Raw genomic sequence first — 18,688 nt, forward strand, 5'->3', positions numbered from 1 at the left:
CCGTGAAGGTGGCCGGACGGCTCAGAAGGAGCGTCGACAGCCCATGCTTGTGACGCGGACGTAGTCCACGTGGCGGCGTCGAACGAGCGCAAGCATGTCCCCACCCTACTGCCTGCCGAAAGATCTCTCCGTGACGCCCGCCACGTCCCGAAGATCTTCCGCTTGGGCCGCCCATGGCCGCCGAAAAACGCAGACGACCCGCGAGTCGGGTCCTCCCAGGGGAGGGCCGGCCGGACGTACCGGCGACTCGCGGGTCGGGTGACTGCGTCGGATTGGCCGGCTGCACGCGTCTCACACGTGCTGGTCCGGCACCGCACTGGATGTGGTGACGGGCCGCTAGCCCGCAGCCACCTCACGCGTCCGGTTCTCATACATCTGCCGAACCACCTCCTTTCAGTGTGCTGCCCACCTTAAGAACGGCCTCGCCGCACCATCAACCGTTTTTTCGGGAAGCGAACTTTTCGCGGGGCGAACGCGACGGCACGCGGAAACGCATTGACGCGCGCGTGGGCGCACGGTTCCCTGCCGCCATGACTGATCTGCGTATCGAGGCCGTCGACGGCGAGGCCGCCCTGGAGGACTGGCGGCACGTCCACAACGTGATCGTCCCGCCGGCCGCGCTCTCCCTGGAGGAGGTCCGGGAGCGGGCGGGCCGCTACCGGCTGGAGAACGCCTACGCCGGTGACGTCCTCGTCGGCTGCTCCACGGTCCGCCCGCCGCAGGGCGAGGGCGGGCCCGCGACCGTCATCGCGCGCGTGCTGCCCGCGCACCGCCGCCGCGGCTACGGCGGCGCCCTGTACGAGCACGCGCTCGCCCACGCGCGCGTGCTGGGCGCCGGGGCGGTCGAGACGTGTGTGCTGGCCGTGAACGAGGACGGGCTGCGGTTCGCGGCGGCGCGCGGCTTCGTCGAGACCGAGCGGTACGTGCTGGACGGCGAGCACGACGAATGGGTCGACCTGCGGCTGGCGAGCGTGTCGCCCCGCGGCTGACGTCCGCGAACTTCCTCCGCAATCTTGCGGGAACTGCGTGTGTGCTGCATCACGTTCGAGTTGAATGAGGGCAAGCGAGCGAACCTGTCAGGGGGTCCAGGTGAGTGCTTCCCGGCGTAGCGGGACCACCGACGAGCTGGGGCCGGACGAGCCCGAGCGGCCGGACGGCCCCAAGGGCCCCGGCGGCGCGCACCTGCTCGCCGCGCTGCTCGACGGCATGGACGCGGCCCTGTGCGCCTTCGACGCGGACGGCGTCGTCACCCACTGGAACCGCGAGGCCGAGCGCATCCTCGGCTGGAGCGCCGCCGAGGCGGTGGGCCGGCCGGGCTTCGCCGGATGGGCCGTGCGGGAGGCGGACGCCGAGGAGATCGAGAACCGGCTGCTGTCGGCGATGCGCGCGACCGGCCGCCAGGTCCACGAGTTCGCGCTGCTCACCAAGGACGGCGGCCGGGTCCTGGTGCGGACCCAGTCCGCGGCCGTGCGCGGGCCCGACGGCAGGCCCGCCGGGCTGTACTGCGCGTTCAGCGAGGTCCACGCGCAGATCGACCTGGAGCGGTCCATCGCGCTCAGCGAGGCCCTCTTCGACGACGCCTCCTGGGGTGTCGTCCTGGTCGACGCCGACCTGCGCCCCGCCGTCGTCAACGCGCACGCCGCCCGCGCGCTGGGCACCAGCCGTACGGCGGTCCTCGGCCGTCCGCTGGGCGAACTGCTCACCCGCGGCGTGGAGGAGCTGGAGAACGCGCTGACGCACGTCCTCGCCGAGGGCGCGCCGCCCGCGCCCGCCGAGATGTGGGTCGGGGTGCGCACCCCGGACGGCGAGCGGCGGCGCTGCTGGCGCAGCGGCTTCCTGCGGCTGGCCTCGCCGCTGGCGGAGGAGCCGGTGCCGCTCGGGGTGGGCTGGCTGTTCCAGGACGTCACCGAGGCCAAGCAGGGCGAGCAGGAGGCGGCGCTGCTGCGCTTCCGCGCCAACCAGTTGCACCGGGCGGCCCGCGCGGCGGCCGAGTGCGAGGACCCCACCGAGGCCGCCACGGTCCACCTCGACTTTGCGCTCGCGGGGTTCGCCGACCACGCCGTCCTCGACCGGCTCCTGACCCCCCGGTCGGCCACCACCGTCCCGGAGGGCCCGCCGCGGCTGGTGCGGACCGCCGCCACGCCGTCCGGCGGACCGGGCCCCAGCGCGCTCACCGGCCACGCCGGGCTGCCCGTCCGCTACGGCGAGACGCACCCCGTGCTCCAGTGCGTGGCCCGGGCCGGCTCGGTGCGGGCCGGCGCCGGATCCGTACCGGCCGAGGCGGCCCGGGAGTGGGCGCGGGCCCGCCTGTGGCCCGAGGACACCGTGCACGCCCTGTGCGCGGTGCTGCGCAGCCGGGGCCGCACCCTCGGTGTCGTCACGTTCCTGCGCGGGGCGGGCCGCAGCGCCTTCCAGCGGGCCGACGCCGCCTACGCCGAGGACGTGGCCGTGCGGATGGCGGCGGCGCTGGACCTGGCCGACCTCACCCGAAGCGGCGGGAACGGCGGCAACGGCGGCGATCAGCGCCGGTAGAAGATCCGGTCGCCGTACTCCCGCATGATCCGCGTGTTCCACTCGTGGCCGCCGTCGACGTTCCCGGAGCGCAGCAGCGGCGGTTCGACACCGCGCGCGGCGAGGTCGCCGGCGGCGGTGGCCATGACCGCCTGGAGCAGGGCCGAGGTGACGACGGTGGAGGCGGGCGCGAAGGGCGCCGGGACCGTGTCGAGGGTCAGCTCCGCGTCCCCGACGGCGATCTTCGAGTCCAGTACGACGTCGCAGTGGTCCTTGAGGAAGGTCCCCGACGGGTTCCGGGCGGTGGTCTCGGAGGCGTACGCCACCGAGGTCACGCCGATGACCTTGATGCCCCGCGCGCGGGCGCTGCTCGCCATCTCCACGGGCAGCGCGTTGCGGCCGGACAGCGAGATGACCACCAGGGCGTCGCCGGCGCCGATCGGGGCGGTGTCCAGGACGGCGCTCGCGAGCCCCTCGACACGCTCCAGGGCGGAGCCGAGCGTGGCCGGCATGACGTCGACGCCGACGACACCCGGCACCACCAGCAGGTTCATCAGGGCCAGACCGCCCGCGCGGTAGACGACGTCCTGCGCGGGGAGCGAGGAGTGCCCGGCGCCGAAGGCGAAGAGGCGGCCGCCGTCGGCCACCGTGTCGGCGAGGAGCGCGGCGGCCGCCTCGACGGCCTCCGCCTCCTCGTCGCGGACCCGCTGGAGCAGCGAGATCGCGGCGTCGAAGAACTGCGCGCCGAGCTGGCGGTCGCTCATCCGAAGGGCCCCTTTGCCGTGTCGAGATTCTGCGTCGCGTGTCCGTGTCGCGGATCACCGTGCGGTCTGGACCAGTGCGCTGTCAATACGGCGGCGCGGGGCGGTGTGCCGGGCGGGAGACGGGCGGGGACGGGCCGGGGACGGGGTCCCGAAAGCGGGGTGTAACCACCTCGTTTCACCGGCGCGGCACGCTTGTCAGTGGTATCCGGCAGAATTGACGTCAGGGCCAGCGCACGCGCACGCGCCGGAGAGCCGTCGAGCCTTCGGCAGATCTCATCGAGGGGCACGAATGTCCGGACTGATCGACACCACGGAGATGTATCTCCGCACCATCCTCGAGCTGGAGGAGGAAGGTGTGGTCCCCATGCGCGCCCGGATCGCCGAGCGGCTCGATCAGAGCGGACCGACCGTCAGCCAGACGGTGGCGCGCATGGAGCGGGACGGCCTGGTCGCCGTGGCCAGCGACCGGCATCTGGAGCTGACCGACGAGGGCCGCCGGCTGGCCACGCGCGTGATGCGCAAGCATCGGCTGGCCGAGTGCCTGCTGGTCGACGTGATCGGCCTGGAGTGGGAGCAGGTGCACGCCGAGGCCTGCCGCTGGGAGCACGTGATGAGCGAGGCGGTGGAGCGCCGCGTCCTGGAGCTGCTGCGCCACCCCACCGAGTCGCCGTACGGCAACCCGATCCCGGGCCTGGAGGAGCTGGGCGAGAAGGACGGCGCCGATCCGTTCCTGGACGAGGGCATGGTCTCGCTGGCCGACCTCGACCCGGGCCTGGAGGGCAAGACCGTCGTGGTGCGCCGGATCGGCGAGCCCATCCAGACCGACGCGCAGCTCATGTACACGCTGCGCCGGGCGGGTGTGCAGCCGGGTTCGGTGGTGAGCGTGACGGAGTCGGCCGGCGGGGTGCTGGTGGGCAGCGGCGGCGAGGCGGCCGAGCTGGAGGCGGACGTCGCGTCGCACGTGTTCGTCGCGAAGCGCTGACTTCCCGCGGTTCAGGCGGTTCTGACGGCCGGTCGCCTTCTGATGGCCGCTCAGGTTCTGTGTCGAATCGCAGCGCGGCGGCCGTCGGCGTGCCAGGCTGGCGTGAGGCATATGACCTGAGGGGGCGGGGATGGCGTGCCGCGGACATGTGGAGGGCCCCGGTGCCGTGCGGCACCGGGGCCTGTCCTCCCCTGGTACGACCTGGAGCCCCGAGCTCTCAAGGTCGTTCCCCTCGGACCGTTTTCCCCGAGCGGTCCGCCTCCCGTTGAAGATCTCCCCTCGACGACGGCGATCATTCCTTGCGGGTGGTCACTCGAACGAGGGGTGTTGCTCGCGGATGCGACGTTTTTCGAATAGGCATTCGATACTCTGCGTGTGATGGCGTGACGGAGCGCACCGGGCGTGCGCGGTTCCATGGCTGATCCAAGGCAGCAGCGGCAGCAGGCGGCGGCAGCACAAGCGGTACGACGGCTAGGGGGTGCCAGGACCTATGGCGCGACGCATCGACGTGACCGGGGCGGGCGGCGTACGCCTCGCGGCCTGGGAGTTCGGTGACCCGCCGAAGGACGGGGCGGACGCCGTGATCCCCGCCCAGTCCACCGGGGAGCGCACCGGGCCCCCGGACACCCCGGCCGGACCCGAGAACAGGCCGGGCGTCCTGTTATTGCACGGGCTGATGGGCCGGGCCTCGCACTGGGCGTCCACCGCCCGCTGGCTCTCCGAGCGCCATCGCGCCGTCGCCCTCGACCAGCGCGGCCACGGCCGCAGCGAGAAGCCCCCGGAGGCCGCCTTCACGCGCGAGGCGTACGTCGAGGACCTGGAGGCGGCCATCGAGCAGCTCGGCCTCGCCCCCGCCGTCCTCATCGGCCACGCCATGGGCGCGCTGACCGCCTGGCAGCTCGCCGCGAAACGCCCCGACCTGGTGCGCGCCCTGGTCATCTGCGACATGCGGGCCTCCGCCCTCGGCGCTGCCTCCCAGCGCGAGTGGGCCGACTGGTTCAAGTCCTGGCCGCTGCCCTTCGCCACCCTCGCCGACGTCCGCAAGTGGTTCGGCGAGGACGACCCCTGGGTGGAGCGCCCGCACGCCTCCCGCGGCGAGTTCTACGCCGAGGTGATGCAGGAGTCCCCGGACGGCTGGCGCCCCGTCTTCGCCCCCGAGCAGATGCTCAAGTCCCGCGAGACCTGGGTCTACGACGCCCACTGGGAGGAGCTGGCGCAGGTCCGCTGCCCCGCCCTGGTCGTCCGCGGTCTCGACGGCGAACTGGGCCGCGCCGAGGCCCAGGAGATGGTCCGCGTCCTGCCGCGCGGGCAGTACGCGGAAGTCGCCGACGCCGGCCATCTCGTCCACTACGACCAGCCGGAGGGCTGGCGCACGGCGATCGAACCGTTCCTGGACTCGGTGTTCAGCACGCCGTAGCACCCCGTACACGCCCGTAGCACCCCGTACACGCCCGTAGCACCCCGTCACGCCGTAGCACCCCGTAGGAGACCCGAGGGCCCGGCTACGCCTTGCTCACCGCCGCCAGGATCTCCGGGAGCCGGTCCGCCGTCCGCGGCGCCGCCAGCCGCAGCCCCAGCAGCGTGAGCGCCGCCCCGTACGCCGCGCCCCCCGGCAGCAGCAGCCAGGTCCACGCGTCGCCGCCCGCGCTCACGTTCAGCCAGATCGTCACCGCGATCACCGGGGCGCACAGCAGGGCCGCCGAGACCATGCCGCCGAACACCGAGATCCAGGCGAGCCCGGTCTGGCCCGGCGCCACGTTCTTGTAGCCCTCCTGCGGGATCGAGTACGGGAAGCGCGCCGAGGTCCAGACGCCGGTCGTCAGCATCGCGCCCAGCAGTGCCAGCGAAAGCCCCAGCACCTCGGGCAGTTGCTCCCAGGCGCCCAGCAGCGCGGTCGTCAGGACCGTCACCAGCGTGGCGTACGGCAGGGTGATCACCAGCAGGGCCAGCGCCCGCGCGCGCAGCTCGACGTACGCGTCCCGGGGCGAGGAGATCGTCATGGCGACCATCCAGAAGGCGGAGGTGTCCTGCCCGAACTGGTTGTACATCTGGATGCCGAGCATCCCCGCGGCGAAGCAGGCGAAGTAGACCGAGCCGGTGCCCTGGAGCGCGTTGAAGACGGGCACGATCAGCCCGATCGCCAGCGAAGTCGCCCAGGCCGCCTTCGTCTTCGGGTCCCGCCACACATAGCGCAGACTGCGCTCCATGACGGTGCCGGTCCGCCCGCCCGGCAGCAGCCGTGCCAGTCCCGACGCGCCGCGCCGCTCCCGCTCGGCCGGTTCGGCGGCCAGCAGGGTGGAGCCGTCCGGCGAGACCATCAGCCGGGTCAGACTGCGCGTCCACACGCCCAGGAGCAGCGCCAGCGCGACCCCGCTGACCAGCAGTTGGGCGACGGCGACGCCGTACGAGCCGTCGCTCGCGGAGTCCGCCGCGCCGATCGCCGAGGCGGGCGGCAGCCAGCGCAGCACGTCCGCCACCGCGTCGAGCCGGCCGAGCCCGCCCGATCCGAGCTGCTGCGCACCGAAGTTGACGGCCTGCGCGCCGATCGCGACGACCAGCCCGCTGAGCACCGCGAGATCACGCCCCTTGCGGCTGCTCAGCAGACGGATGTTCGCGGCCGCGACGGCGCGGGCGAGGGCCACGCACACCAGCAGCGCGAGCACGGCCCCGGCCACACCGAACGCGATCGCGGCCGCGCCGTGCGCCACCGCGATCACCGAACCGGCCAGCAGGACCGCCGTGAACAGCGGCCCGATCCCGACCAGCGAGGCGGCGAGCAGCGCCCGCACCAGCGGCCGGGGCCGCAGCGGCAGCATCACCAGCCGGGTCGGGTCCAGGGTCTCGTCCCCGCTCGGGAAGAACAGCGGCATCACCGCCCACCCCAGCCCGAGCACCGCCACCAGCGGCACCACGAGCGACGCGGCGTGCGCGTGCCCGCGCAGCGCGATCAGCGCGATGAGCTGCACCGCGGAGAACAGCAGCACGAAGGCGGCCGAGGCGATGTACGCGGCCCGCCGGCCCGCGGACCGCTGGAGTCCGTTACGCAGCAGCGACAGCTTCAGCCGTACGACGGTGGAGACCAGCGGGGTCATCGGGCGGCCCCGCCGCCGAGCCAGTCCAGATCGGACCCGGCGTCCCGGCCCTGCGCCCCGACCAGCTCCAGGAACGCCTGCTGGAGCGAGGGCGCCGCCCCGCGCACCTCCGCCAGCGGACCGTGGGCCCGGATCCGCCCGGCGGCCATCACGGCCACCCAGTCGCACAGCGACTCGACCAGCTCCATGACGTGGGAGGAGAACACCACGGTGGCGCCGGAGGCCGTGTACCGCTCCAGGACGCCCCGGATGGTCTGCGCGGAGACGGGGTCGACGCCCTCGAACGGCTCGTCCAGGAAGAGCACTTCGGGGTTGTGGAGGAGCGCGGCGGCGAGCCCGATCTTCTTGCGCATACCGGTGGAGTAGTCGACGACGAGCTTGTGCTGCGCGCCGGACAGATCGAGGACGTCGAGGAGCTGCCCGGCCCGCTTGTCGACCTCGGGGCCGGGCAGTCCGCGCAACCGCCCGCTGTAGACGAGCAGTTCACGACCGGAAAGCCGTTCGAACAGGCGCAGTCCCTCCGGCAGGACGCCGATGCGTGCCTTGACCTCCACCGGATCCCGCCACACGTCGTGCCCGACGACCTCGACCGTCCCCTCGTCGGGCCGCAGCAGTCCGGTCACCATCGACAGGGTGGTGGTCTTCCCGGCGCCGTTCGGCCCGACCAGGCCGATGAACTTCCCGGCGGGAAGGTCGAGATCGATCCCGGCGACGGCGACCTGCTGACCGAACCGCTTCCAGAGATTGCGCACGCGTACGGACGTCATGCCGGAACCCTACGGTGACGGGACCGGCCGGGACCGGTACGGACGCCCTACCGGTCGCGGCCGCACGCGTACGCGAGCGGGGAGATCAACTCCTCCGCGTCCGGCAGCCAGCGGTTCGCCGCCGTCGGCCTACAGGCCCACTGCACGGCGCCGCGCTGCCCGAACCGGGTCGGCGGCGCGGCCACGTACATGCCCTCGCCGAGCGTCACCAGATCGAGCGCCGACAGCGACCAGCCGAGCTTGCGCACCAGGTCAGGAACCTTCGCCGCCGCCCCCGGCAGCACGAAGAAGTGCATCCGCCGGTCCGGGGTCAGCGTCACGGGACCGAGCGTCAGCTCCATGCGCTCCATCCGCGCGAGCGCCAGGAACCCCGCCGTCTCCGTGACGGAGATCGCGTCGAACGTGCGCCCCGTCGGCAGCAGGATGGACGCGGTCGGCTGCTTCTGCCACATCCGGCGGGCGACGGTCGCGCTGCCCGTCGCCTGGCTCGCCCAGTCGGGGCGCGTGGGGTGCGCACCGGGCGCATCGCACGCGGTGTTCTCGCAGGAGCAGCGCTGCACCCCGTCGACGGCTTCCAGCCAGGTGCCGGCGAAGACGTCCCAATGACGTTCCTCGGCATAGCGGACGGCGGTCTCCAGCAGCGATTCCCCGCGCTGCTTCGGGATTTGGGTGGCGTCGGCGCCGGCGATGGTCTCTTCCACGATCAGCACAACTCCCGCGGTCACCAGGGGTTACGCCCACCCCGACGGCGGTCGGCGGGAGCATCGGGTCCGCGTCCGGGGCGCATGGGTGCACGGGCGGGGGCGCGCGGCAGGAACGGGCGCGGGAGCGGGTAGTCACGAAGGGGGCGGGCATCCGTCGGAACCCGGAGACAGTCGGCAATCCTCTCATGCCTCGCATTTTCGTCATGGGTGCGGGGCATTGATCTTCCCGGCCGGAACTTTTCGGTGCGGAACTCCACAGGGGGTAGTGCCCATGGCCGCGAGGCCGCTAGTCGCGCGGCAGCCGAACGAACGGCTGCAAGCGCTCATCCAGGAGGCGGGCTGCTCGAACGCCGGGCTGGCCCGCCGGGTCAACATGTGCGGCGCCGAGCACGGGCTCGACCTGCGCTACGACAAGACGTCCGTGGCCCGTTGGCTGCGCGGACAGCAGCCGCGCGGACGCGCCCCGGCGATCATCGCCGAGGCGCTCGGCCGCAAGCTCGGCCGGACGGTCACGATCGACGAGATCGGCATGGCCAACGGCAAGAACCTCGCCTCCGGCGTCGGCCTCCAGTTCTCGCCGACCGTCCTCGGGGCCATCGAGCAGGTCTGCGAGCTGTGGCGCAGCGACGTGGGCCGCCGTGACTTCCTCACCGGGTCCTCGGTCGCGGCGTCCGCGCTGGTCGAGCCCAGCCGCGACTGGCTGATCTCGTCGCCCGACGCCCAGGTGGCGCGGACGGCGGGACCGCGCGTGGGACTGTCCGACGTGGCCGCCGTGAAGGCGATGACCCAGGCACTGGTCGACCTCGACCACCAGTACGGCAGCGGACACGTCCGCCCGGTCGTCGTGCACTACCTCAACAGCGTCGTCTCGGGGCTCCTGGCCGGCTCCTACCGGGAGGCGGTGGGCCGCGAACTCTTCGCCGCCGTCGCCCGGTTGACGGAGCTGGCCGGGTACATGGCCGTCGACACCGGCCAACCGGGCCTGGCCCAGCGCTACTACATCCAGGCGCTGCGCCTCGCCCAGGCCGCGGGCGACCGCGGCTACGGCGGTTACGTCCTGGCCGCGTCCATGAGTCATCTCGCCGCCCAGCTCGGAAACCCGCGCGAGATCGCCCAGTTGGCGCGCGCCGCCCAGGAAGGCGCACGCGGGCGGGTCACCCCGCGCGCGGAGGCGATGTTCCACGCCGCCGAGGCGCGCGGGCACGCGCTGCTGGGCGACGCGCGCGCGGCGCAGCTCTCCTCCGGCCGGGCGGTGTCCGCGCTGGAGGCGGCCGATCCGGCGGCCGGCGACGACCCGGCGTGGATCGCGCACTTCGACGAGGCGTATCTCGCCGACGAGTTGGCGCACTGCCACCGCGACCTGGGGCAGGCCGAGGCCGCCGCGCGCTGCGCCGAGCAGTCCCTGGCCGGGCATCCGCAGAGCCGTGCGCGCCGGCGCGCGATCGGCTATGTGCTGCTGGCCACCGCTCAGGTGCAGCAGCGGGAGGTCGAACTCGCCTGCCACACCGGCCTGAAGGCGGTCGAACTGCTCGGCACCCTGCGCTCCAACCGGGGCGCGGAGTATCTGGAGGACCTTCAGCAACGGCTGGAGCCGTACCGGGAGGAGCCGGTGGTAAGGGAGTTCGGGGCCCGGCTGGATCTCCAGACAGCGGCCTGAACGGGCGCGACCGCGCTTCGGCCGTGTCACCTGCGTCGCCGGGAGGGAGACCTGAGAGGGAGACCCGGGAGGGAGACCTGGGAGGGAGATCACCACCTGAGCTGCGTGGCACGGGGTTCCGGGGACCCGGTAGCGTGAGCCGACGGTTCCGAAGGTTTCCCAGGCACAGGAGTCCCGGTGACGCAGAGTGGACAGGGCGAGGAGCCCTCGGCGCGGCCCGCGCGCGAAGGCATCGTGCTGCCCTCCGACGGTGGTGAACCCCTGCTTCCGGGGATGACGCCCGGCGGATCGCAGCCGGCCGCCCCCACGGGCGCGTACGGCTCGCCGCAGTACGGGCGGCAGGAGTACGGGCAGCAGCAGTACGACGGGCAGTCGCCGGCCGCCGGCCAGACCTGGGGCGACCCCTGGGGCCCCGCCCAGCAGCAGCCGCCCGCCCAGCAGCCGCCCGCCCCGCAGCAGTGGGGCACCCCGCAGCCGGACGCCTGGGGCGCGGGAGCGGGCCCGCTGCCTCCGGAGGCAGCGCCGGCCCCGTCGTACGACCAGGGCCCGCCGCAGCCGTCGTACGGCCAGGGCGGGCACGGCGGCGGCCACGGGGCCACCGGTGTCCACGCGTCCACCGGTGTGCCGCTGCCGCCGGTGGACGAGGGCGCCACCCAGTACATCCCGCCGGTCGCGGCCGGTCCGGCCGACGACGGCCGCACCCAGTACCTGCCGCCCGTGCCCGCCGCGCCCGGCGGCGACGAGGGCGCGACGCAGTACATACCGCCGGTCGGGCCGGGCGCGCTGCCGCCCGAGAACCCGGCCGAGTCCACGCACTACCTCGGCGCCCGGCACACCGCCCAGGGCCCGACCCCGGGCGCGGCCCACTCCGACGCCGACGCCACCCAGTACATCCCGCCGGTGCCCGGACAGCAGTACCCGGCGCCCGGCGGCGGCCCCCAGCCCCCCGCGGGCTTCGAGAACCTCTTCCGGGACGGCCCCGGCGGTGACGGACCGGCCGGCGCCACCCAGCATCTGCCGCGCATCCCCGGCCAGGGCCAGGGCTACGGCACCGGCCCCGCCGCCGGACGCACCGCGCCACCGTTCATCCCGCCCGTCTCCCGCGACGACGACTACGGCGACGACGGCCGAGGCGGCGGCCGCGGCGGCCGGACCGGATCGCGGGTTCCGCTGATCGCGGCGATCGGCGTGGCCCTCGCGGTCCTCGGCGTCGGCGCCGGCGCGCTGCTCGGCGGCGGCGGGGGAGACGACGGGGGCGACGACGGCAGCAAGAACGTCGCCGCGTCGGCGCCCGCGGCCGAACAGTCGCCCTCGGCGAAGGCGGACGCGGCGAAGGAGCAGGCGGTCGCGCTGGACAAGCTGCTCGCGGACAGCGGCAGCAGCCGGGCCGCGGTGATCGCCGCGGTGGCGGACGTCAAGGCGTGCAGCAACCTCCAGCAGGCCGCCTCGGACCTGCGGGACGCGGGCCGGCAGCGCACCGACCTGGTGACGAAGCTGGCCGATCTGTCCGTGGACCAGCTCCCGGACCACGCCGCGCTGACCGCCGCGCTCACCAAGGCGTGGCAGGCGTCCGCGTCCGCCGACGACCACTACGCGGCCTGGGCCGACCAGGTCGCCCAGAACCGGAAGCGGAACTGCAAGAAGGGCCAGGCCCGCGGCACCGCCGAGACCCAGCAGGGCAACCGGGACAGCGGCACCGCCTCCACGCAGAAGGCGCAGGCGGCCGAGCTGTGGAACGCGATCGCCCGGAAGTACGGCCTGACCCAGCGCCAGCCGACCCAGTTGTGAGCGGCTGATCGACTGACCGGCGGCCGCCGGTCAGTCGATCTCCGCTGCCTCCAGCGTCGTGGTCGTGTCCACGAAGCCGCGCTTGGCCGCGACCAGCAGGCCCTCCCGCACGGTCTGGAGGGTGACGTCGGCGTTGACCATGCGCGGGAAGCCGATGGCGCCCAGCGGGCCGGAGAACTGCCAGCGCAGCGTCGGCGTGAGACCGTCCGTGCCGATGGACGCCCGGTCCAGGACGCCCCGCACCCGCGTCGCGGTGACGTCACCGCCCTCCAGGGACTCCACGGCCTTGCGCAGCACGGTGTAGGCGATCCAGGTGGTCTGCACGCCGGTGTCGTTCGGGCTGATCCGGGTGTCCGAGAAGGCCGCCTCGCTGATGACCTTCTTCATCGGCGCCCAGCGCTTGTCGCTCGCCACCGGGTACCAGCCGGTGACGTACGCCCCCTCGTACGGCCCCGAGCCGCCGCCGGTGGCGTCGATCACGGTCTGGTCGACGCTGCCCAGCACACTGCCCGTGCGGACGTCGGGATAGTCGGCGCGGGTGCGCCGGAAGGAGTCCATGAAGGTGCTGGTGCGGTCGCCGAGGGCGGGCACCACACAGCCCCGCGTGCCGTCCGCGGAGGAGCCCGCCGAGGAGCCGGCGGCGCCGGAGCCGCCGGTCGCCGCGCCCAGGGCGCTCTCGGCCTGCGCGGAGTACTCGGTGGCGTCCTCCGCCGCGAGCTGGTCCCGGGCGTCCGCGTGGCCGCCCGCCCGCAGCCCGGCGTTGAGCATGCCCGGCAGGGCGTCACCGGCGATGGTGTCCGGGCGCACCAGCGCGACCGGGCCGCAGCTCGCGGCCAGCTCCTTGCCGAGGCCGGCCAGCAGGGCGGGCTGCCCGCCGTTGACCGGGTAGGACAGGGGGCTGGTGAACTCGGTGTTCGTGACGCCGTAGCCGCCTATGTACGGGATGCCCGCGCCCTCCAGATGCGGGAAGAACGCGGCGGAGTGCTGGCTGTAGGAGCCGACGACCGCGACGGCGCCCTCCTTGACCGCGCGCCGGGCGCAGTCCGCGGCGCCCACCGTGTCGTTGTGGTCGTTGCAGGTCAGGACCTTGAGCTTGCGGCCGTTCAGACCGCCCTGGTCGTTGATCCAGCGGCCGTAGGCGCGGGCGAAGGCGGGCATTCCCGGCATGTTGGTGGCGGCCGTGCCCTCGGGCGCCCAGGTCATCACGACGATCGGGCCGTCCCCGGAACCCGCCGCCGTCCCGGGGACCACCCCGCATCCGGCGACGAGCGAGGCACAGGCGGCCAGCGCGCCCGCCGCGAGGGCGGAGGCTCTGCCGCGCCCGGTGCGGCGGGGGGACCCGGGGAGGGAGGTGCGTCCATGGAACATGCGTCGCCTGCCGGTCATGGACACGCACGATTCCGTCACATCGATAACCCAGGAGTGACCCTTGCTCAACACCGGGTGACGGGAAGGTGAATTACCGGGGCGGAAGGGGGCCGGTGAGGCCCCCGGGACGGGAAAACGTACGATCTATCACCGTGCAAGGTTCGGAGAACTCTTCCCGTCGCGGCCGTCGCTCCCCCACCATGGGCGGCATGCCACTCAACGACATGCCGTGGTGGCGCTGGCGCAGCAATGTGCGCTCCGCGCTGCACATGCTCTCCGATCCGGTGTTCCAGCAGAACGTCTGGCTGGCCGGTGTCGACGGGTACGGGGACGTCACCGACGCCGTGTACCGCCTGGTCGAGGACACCTGGCTCGACAACTGGTCCGCCGAGAAGTACGTCGGCACGATCTTCCGCGACTCGCAGGAGGCGGCCCTCGTGGACACCGCCGTGCTGCGGGTGCTGCGGATCATGCACCAGGTCGGGCCGGACGCGCACGTCTCCGTCTACGTCCAGAACGAGGGCTGGCCGGAGGCCGTGCGGGCGGCGCGCGACGCGCATGTGCGGATGGCGGTGGCCGACGGCGAGGACCCGGACGCGCCGCCGCGCACCCTGGAGGTCCTGCGGATCATGACCCGGTCCGCGTAGCGGACGGAGCCCTCGCACGCGCGCGCGGTCATGAGACCCTGTGCTGCATGAACGAGCAGTCCACCCGAGCCGCGGCGGTCCCGGCCGACCAGTACGTCCTCACGCTCTCCAGCCCGGACAAGCAGGGCATCGTGCACGCCGTGTCGAGCTATCTCTTCATGACCGGCTGCAACATCGAGGACAGCCAGCAGTTCGGTGACCACGACACGGGTCTGTTCTTCATGCGCGTGCACTTCTCGGCGGACGCGCCCGTCACCCTGGACAAGCTGCGCGCGAGCTTCGCGGCGATCGGTGACTCCTTCCAGATGGACTGGCAGATCAACCGGGCCGACGAGAAGATGCGCATCGTCCTGATGGTCAGCAGGTTCGGGCACTGCCTGAACGACCTGCTGTTCCGCGCGAGCATCGGCGCGCTGCCGGTGGAGATCGCCGCGGTGGTCTCCAACCACACCGACTTCGCCGAGCTGGTCGGCTCGTACGGCATCCCCTTCCACCACATCCCGGTCACCCGGGAGACGAAGGCGGAGGCCGAGGCGAAGCTGCTGGACATCGTGCGGGAGCAGGACGTCGAACTGGTCGTCCTCGCCCGGTACATGCAGGTCCTCTCGGACGACCTGTGCAAGCGGCTCAGCGGGCGGATCATCAACATCCACCACTCGTTCCTGCCGAGCTTCAAGGGCGCGAAGCCGTATCACCAGGCGCACGCGCGCGGGGTGAAGCTGATCGGCGCGACCGCGCACTATGTCACCGCGGACCTCGACGAGGGGCCGATCATCGAGCAGGAGGTCGAGCGGGTGGGGCATGGCGTCACTCCGGACCAGCTTGTGGCGGTCGGCCGGGACGTGGAGTGCCAGGCGCTGGCGCGGGCCGTGAAGTGGCATGCGGAGCGGCGTATTTTGCTCAACGGTCGGCGTACGGTCGTTTTCGCCTGACAGCTCGGGGCGATCCGTTCGCGGGCGGCTGCGGGTGCGTGGGGCTTGTTCGCGCAGTTCCCCGCGCCCCTTCTACGCCGGGCGCTCGTCAAGGGGCGCGGGGAACTGCGCGACCGGCCACGGACGGCCCGCAGCCGCCCACGAAACCGATCGCCCCCCTACATCCGGCTCAGGCTCGCCGCCGCGAACAGTACGTCCCTGATCGCCTCGCGGTCGCCCAGTTGCCCGGCCGCCGCTTCCTCCGGAGGAACGTGGCCCGCGGCCAGGCGGCAGAACTCCACGTCGTCCAGGGCGACATGGGCCACCTCGTGCGCGGCGGAGCCCACCGCCGCCGGGGAGTCCAGCGGGATCAGCCACTGGCCGCCGCCCTCGCCCTCGATCTCCAGGCGCAGGCTGCGGCCCGGCGCCCCGGCCGCCACCAGACGGCGCTCGGCGGGCGCGCCCAGCCCCGCGCGCCGGCGCGCGTCCAGCGCCTGCGGCAGCAGCCGGGCGGCGAGGTCGATCATCGCGTGCAGATGGCGGGGCGCGGGCGGCGCGTACGGGTAGTCGACGGCGTCCGCGATGTCCTCGGCGTGCACCCAGCACTCGAAGGCGCGGTCCAGCATCGCGTCCCGCAGCGGCAGGTCGAACGGCCCGTACGACACCGGGAGCGTGCCGGGTCCTGCGCCCGTGAAGGAGACGGTCCGCACCAGGGCGTGGGTCTGTTCGCGCCACGGGCCGCGCACCGAGCGGGTGCGCGGGAAGGGCGCCGCGTCCCAGTACGCCTCGGTGCGCTCGCCGGGCGTGCGGGTGTCCCGCTTGTCGGGGTCGTCGGTGCCCAGCGGGTCGTCCAGGCCGAGCGCGACGGCGACCAGGCCGTCCACCGCGACGAGATGGGCGATCACCCCGGCCACGGTCGTCCGGCGGGTCTGCGAGCCCTCGCCCCGGTACCAGCGCAGCCGCACCGGCGCATGCCATTCGGCGTCGCCGAAGTCCTGGAGCAGGGCGTCGAGACGCGCGGTCTCGGCGTCGTACGAGGCCGCCCAGGCGGGGACCGGGATGTGCGGCGGGCGCCGGTCGAGGCAGCCCTCCAGGACGCGGGTGCGCAGGCCGGGGTCGAGGTCCAGGCTCTCCGGGCGCTGGAGCAGCCCGACCGCCTCGCGCAGCCGGCGGGCCTCGTCGGCGCAGGCGCCGCAGTCGCCGAGGTGCTCCTCGACGGCCGCCGTCTCCTCCGCCGAGCAGGCGGCGAGCGCCCACGCGCCCAGCAGGGACTTCAGCACCGGGTGCTCCAGGCGCAGCGGCGCCGGGGGCAGCGGCAGTCCGGTGTCCTCGACGGAGGCGCGGGGCAGCGGGATACGGGCCGAGGGCGGGGGCGGGGGCGTGGGCGTGGGCGGGGGCGTGTCCGCGCCGCGCGCGCCGCCGGTGCCGTCGGGTGCGCCGTGCCGCCGCCTGTCGTCGTCCTCCTCGCCGTCACCGTCGTACGCCTGGAAGCCGTCCGTGCCGCTCACGCCGCACCTCCGTAGCCGGGCGGGGCGCCCGGGGGAGCGGTCTCGTGGGCCGTGGCGAGGAGTTGGAGGCCGAGACGGAGCCTGCGGCGTGCCTCGTCCTCGGTGACGCCGAGGTCGGCGGCGGTCTGGCGGTAGTCGCGGCGCTGGAAATAGGCCAGTTCCAGGGCGGCGCGCAGCGGGGCGGGCATGGCCTGGACGATGTAGTCGGCGCGGGCGGCGACCGAGGCGTGGCGCACCTTCAGTTCCAGTTCTTCGGTGGTGCCGGGGCCGCCGTCGGCGAGCGCGGCGGTCTCGGTGGCGCGCAGCCGCTGGACGGCGAGGCGGTGCGTCAGGGCGGCGATCCAGGTGCGCAGGGGGCTGAGCTGGGGATCGTAGGTGTCGGGGTGTTCCCAGACGTGGGCGAAGACCTCGCGGGTGACGCCGTCCGCCGCGCGTTCGTCCCCGAGCACGCGGTGGGCGAGTCCGTGCACGAGCGAAGCGAACCGGTCGTACAGCTCGCCGAGGGCGGCCGCCTCACCGCGTGCCAGTCGCTGCTGCATCCTGCGGTCCCAGCGGGGCGGTGCGTCCTTCGTGGTCATACGGCCCCCTCACCCGTGCTCGTGCGTGTGTCCAGCGTGCGTCCACTCCCCCCTCGAATGTAGTCGGCACGTCCGACGACGCACGCCCCATTGTGGCAATGTGCGCCCCCTGCCGGGCGGGTGGTGGTATTGGGCCCCTACCCTCCCTTCGCGCGATCAGACCTGATCGACTCCGACTGAGAGGGATCGAACAGGACTGGAAGTGATTGAAACAAGCCTGTTTCCTGCGTTTTCTGTTTTCAGCGCCGGGTTTTGGGGCAGCGCCGCTGGGCAGCCGCGCTGCAAGGAAGCGAAGGGACAGCTTCCGTTTCGGCGAGGGAAAGGCTTGGTGGTGGCCTTCAAAGTGACCGGCGGCGAGCGGGGCGGATGGGCCGTGCTCCATGTGTCGGGCGAACTGGACCTGGTGACGTCGCCGGTGCTGCGTCAGCGGGTCCACGACGAGGTGGCCGAGGGCCGCCACGATCTCGTCCTGGACCTCTCCGAGGTGTATTTCTGCGACTCCAGCGGCGTCGGCGTCCTGATCGCCGCCCGCCGGCTGATCCGTTCCTGCCGGGGCCGCCTCAGACTGATCCTGCCCGCGCGCGGGGCCGCGGAGGGCTCGCACGTCAACCGGGTCCTGGGCGCGCTCGGTGTGCGCCGCCTCTTCGACGTGTACGGCGACCTCGCGGAGGCGGTGGACGAGAAGGGGACCGAGCCGCTCTCGGTGTGACACGCGCGTGTGCGGAGCCGCCGTCCGCGTGACACGCGTAGGTATCGAATTCCCCCCGGTCCTGGCACAGCCGTCACCTCCCCGGCGCCCGCGCGGCGCCGGCGTCGTACGCTCCGTGCCGGGGCACACCCCGCAGACATCCGACGTGACGACGTGAGGCGGCGTGAGAGACATGGTCAGCAGCGAGTACGAACGCAGGATCGCCGCCCGGTTCGCCACCTTCGACCAGGACGGCAACGGCTACATCGACCGCGTGGACTTCGCCGCCGCCGCGCAGGCGCTGCTCGCCGAGTTCGGCACCGTGGCCCGCTCCGACAAGGGCCAGGCCCTGTACGCGGGCGCCGAGGCGTTCTGGCAGGGCATGGCCGGCATCGCCGACCGCGACGGCGACCAGCGCATCACCCGGGACGAGTTCGTGACCGGCGCGGTCAAGCGGCTGCGCGACAACCCCGACCGGTTCGCCGAGATCGCCCGCCCCTTCCTGCGCGCCGCCCTGCGCCTCGCCGACCTGGACGGCGACGGCCGCGCCACGGTCGAGGACACCGCGCGCCTGCTGACCGCCCTGGGCGTCCCCGCGGAGGTGGCCCGCACCAGCGCCGCCGCGCTCGACGGCGACGCCGACGGCCGGGTCGGCGAGACGGAGATCGTCCCGGCGTTCGCCCGCTACTTCACGGTCCCCGAGTAGCCGTCCGGCACCGGCAC

At 73.5% G+C, this 18,688-nt stretch carries 17 protein-coding genes; 10 read left to right on the forward strand and 7 right to left on the reverse strand.

Translation table 11 applies throughout. From position 1 onward, the window contains the following. Nucleotides 1-530 precede the first annotated feature (530 nt). Together G6W55_RS04050 and G6W55_RS04055 are read left to right on the forward strand one after the other, a co-directional pair. Nucleotides 531-989 (forward strand): GNAT family N-acetyltransferase, encoded by a 459-nt coding sequence (locus G6W55_RS04050; RefSeq protein ID WP_175519377.1) that lies wholly within the window; start codon nt 531-533, stop codon nt 987-989. A 64-nt stretch (nt 990-1,053) separates the two neighbouring features. Next, entirely contained in the window at nt 1,054-2,532 is a 1,479-nt protein-coding gene (locus G6W55_RS04055) for a PAS domain-containing protein (protein ID WP_175519378.1), read from the forward strand. Here G6W55_RS04055 and G6W55_RS04060 read toward each other — a convergent pair. Then, nucleotides 2,520-3,275, reverse strand: coding sequence for an SIS domain-containing protein (locus G6W55_RS04060; protein WP_175519379.1), 756 nt, complete (start codon nt 3,273-3,275; stop codon nt 2,520-2,522). The two genes, G6W55_RS04055 and G6W55_RS04060, sit on opposite strands and share 13 nt — an antisense overlap. 289 nt (nt 3,276-3,564) lie before the next feature. Here G6W55_RS04060 and G6W55_RS04065 point away from each other — a divergent pair, with 289 nt between their 5' ends. Continuing rightward, entirely contained in the window at nt 3,565-4,257 is a 693-nt protein-coding gene (locus G6W55_RS04065) for a metal-dependent transcriptional regulator (RefSeq protein WP_030785279.1), read from the forward strand. 490 nt (nt 4,258-4,747) lie between these two features. After that, entirely contained in the window at nt 4,748-5,674 is a 927-nt protein-coding gene (locus G6W55_RS04070) for an alpha/beta fold hydrolase (protein WP_175519380.1), read from the forward strand. Nucleotides 5,675-5,759: 85 nt separating this feature from the next. Here the strand turns inward: G6W55_RS04070 and G6W55_RS04075 are convergent, their stop codons facing one another. From G6W55_RS04075 to G6W55_RS04085, 3 genes are read right to left on the reverse strand one after another with little or no spacing between them, the layout of a single operon-like run. Next, a complete protein-coding gene (locus G6W55_RS04075; protein WP_175519381.1) occupies nt 5,760-7,349 on the reverse strand; it encodes a transporter in 1,590 nt (529 codons plus the stop codon). Continuing rightward, the gene (locus G6W55_RS04080) at nt 7,346-8,116 is read right to left on the reverse strand and encodes an ABC transporter ATP-binding protein (RefSeq protein WP_175519382.1); all 771 of its coding nucleotides are present in this window, start codon (nt 8,114-8,116) and stop codon (nt 7,346-7,348) included. The genes G6W55_RS04075 and G6W55_RS04080 overlap by 4 nt, the downstream gene beginning before the upstream one ends. Before the next feature lie 47 nt (nt 8,117-8,163). Then, the gene (locus G6W55_RS04085) at nt 8,164-8,826 is read right to left on the reverse strand and encodes a bifunctional DNA primase/polymerase (RefSeq protein ID WP_175519635.1); all 663 of its coding nucleotides are present in this window, start codon (nt 8,824-8,826) and stop codon (nt 8,164-8,166) included. Nucleotides 8,827-9,091: 265 nt separating this feature from the next. On the opposite strand from G6W55_RS04085, the gene G6W55_RS04090 reads away from it, so the two are divergent. Both G6W55_RS04090 and G6W55_RS04095 read left to right on the forward strand, forming a co-directional pair. Then, nucleotides 9,092-10,477, forward strand: coding sequence for a transcriptional regulator (locus G6W55_RS04090; protein ID WP_175519383.1), 1,386 nt, complete (start codon nt 9,092-9,094; stop codon nt 10,475-10,477). A gap of 177 nt (nt 10,478-10,654) precedes the next feature. Continuing rightward, nucleotides 10,655-12,265: a hypothetical protein gene (locus tag G6W55_RS04095; RefSeq protein WP_175519384.1), complete on the forward strand. Its 1,611-nt coding sequence runs from the start codon at nt 10,655-10,657 to the stop codon at nt 12,263-12,265. 30 nt (nt 12,266-12,295) lie between these two features. Here the strand turns inward: G6W55_RS04095 and G6W55_RS04100 are convergent, their stop codons facing one another. Continuing rightward, the gene (locus G6W55_RS04100) at nt 12,296-13,651 is read right to left on the reverse strand and encodes an ABC transporter substrate-binding protein (protein WP_175519385.1); all 1,356 of its coding nucleotides are present in this window, start codon (nt 13,649-13,651) and stop codon (nt 12,296-12,298) included. Nucleotides 13,652-13,779: 128 nt separating this feature from the next. Between G6W55_RS04100 and G6W55_RS04105 the strand changes: the two genes are divergently transcribed. Together G6W55_RS04105 and purU are read left to right on the forward strand one after the other, a co-directional pair. Next, nucleotides 13,780-14,280, forward strand: coding sequence for a hypothetical protein (locus G6W55_RS04105; protein WP_078636998.1), 501 nt, complete (start codon nt 13,780-13,782; stop codon nt 14,278-14,280). A 47-nt stretch (nt 14,281-14,327) separates the two neighbouring features. Next, nucleotides 14,328-15,212 (forward strand): formyltetrahydrofolate deformylase, encoded by an 885-nt coding sequence (purU, locus tag G6W55_RS04110; RefSeq protein WP_078633892.1) that lies wholly within the window; start codon nt 14,328-14,330, stop codon nt 15,210-15,212. Nucleotides 15,213-15,370: 158 nt separating this feature from the next. Here purU and G6W55_RS04115 read toward each other — a convergent pair whose 3' ends face one another. Then, complete coding sequence (locus G6W55_RS04115; protein WP_175519386.1) at nt 15,371-16,699, reverse strand: maleylpyruvate isomerase N-terminal domain-containing protein; 1,329 nt, start codon at nt 16,697-16,699, stop codon at nt 15,371-15,373. Next, nucleotides 16,696-17,277 (reverse strand): RNA polymerase sigma factor, encoded by a 582-nt coding sequence (locus G6W55_RS04120; RefSeq protein WP_175519387.1) that lies wholly within the window; start codon nt 17,275-17,277, stop codon nt 16,696-16,698. Before G6W55_RS04120 ends, G6W55_RS04115 begins: the two co-directional genes overlap by 4 nt. Nucleotides 17,278-17,602: 325 nt before the next feature. Here G6W55_RS04120 and G6W55_RS04125 point away from each other — a divergent pair, with 325 nt between their 5' ends. Together G6W55_RS04125 and G6W55_RS04130 are read left to right on the forward strand one after the other, a co-directional pair. Continuing rightward, entirely contained in the window at nt 17,603-17,986 is a 384-nt protein-coding gene (locus G6W55_RS04125) for an STAS domain-containing protein (RefSeq protein WP_175519388.1), read from the forward strand. Nucleotides 17,987-18,158: 172 nt separating this feature from the next. Then, a complete protein-coding gene (locus G6W55_RS04130) occupies nt 18,159-18,671 on the forward strand; it encodes an EF-hand domain-containing protein (RefSeq protein WP_175519389.1) in 513 nt (170 codons plus the stop codon). The last annotated feature ends 17 nt before the right edge of the window (nt 18,672-18,688 follow it).

Source organism: Streptomyces sp. CAI-85 (assembly GCF_013363615.1).
In the GTDB taxonomy this organism is placed as follows: domain Bacteria; phylum Actinomycetota; class Actinomycetes; order Streptomycetales; family Streptomycetaceae; genus Streptomyces; species Streptomyces antibioticus_B.

Bases quoted from the DNA above. Each gene is read 5' to 3' on its own strand.
- G6W55_RS04050 (WP_175519377.1), top strand. From the start codon at position 531: ATGACTGATCTGCGTATCGAGGCCGTCGACGGCGAGGCCGCCCTGGAG.
- G6W55_RS04055 (WP_175519378.1), top strand. From the start codon at position 1,054: ATGAGGGCAAGCGAGCGAACCTGTCAGGGGGTCCAGGTGAGTGCTTCC.
- G6W55_RS04060 (WP_175519379.1), bottom strand. From the start codon at position 3,275: ATGAGCGACCGCCAGCTCGGCGCGCAGTTCTTCGACGCCGCGATCTCG.
- G6W55_RS04065 (WP_030785279.1), top strand. From the start codon at position 3,565: ATGTCCGGACTGATCGACACCACGGAGATGTATCTCCGCACCATCCTC.
- G6W55_RS04070 (WP_175519380.1), top strand. From the start codon at position 4,748: ATGGCGCGACGCATCGACGTGACCGGGGCGGGCGGCGTACGCCTCGCG.
- G6W55_RS04075 (WP_175519381.1), bottom strand. From the start codon at position 7,349: ATGACCCCGCTGGTCTCCACCGTCGTACGGCTGAAGCTGTCGCTGCTG.
- G6W55_RS04080 (WP_175519382.1), bottom strand. From the start codon at position 8,116: ATGACGTCCGTACGCGTGCGCAATCTCTGGAAGCGGTTCGGTCAGCAG.
- G6W55_RS04090 (WP_175519383.1), top strand. From the start codon at position 9,092: ATGGCCGCGAGGCCGCTAGTCGCGCGGCAGCCGAACGAACGGCTGCAA.
- G6W55_RS04100 (WP_175519385.1), bottom strand. From the start codon at position 13,651: ATGACCGGCAGGCGACGCATGTTCCATGGACGCACCTCCCTCCCCGGG.
- purU (WP_078633892.1), top strand. From the start codon at position 14,328: ATGAACGAGCAGTCCACCCGAGCCGCGGCGGTCCCGGCCGACCAGTAC.
- G6W55_RS04120 (WP_175519387.1), bottom strand. From the start codon at position 17,277: ATGACCACGAAGGACGCACCGCCCCGCTGGGACCGCAGGATGCAGCAG.
- G6W55_RS04130 (WP_175519389.1), top strand. From the start codon at position 18,159: ATGGTCAGCAGCGAGTACGAACGCAGGATCGCCGCCCGGTTCGCCACC.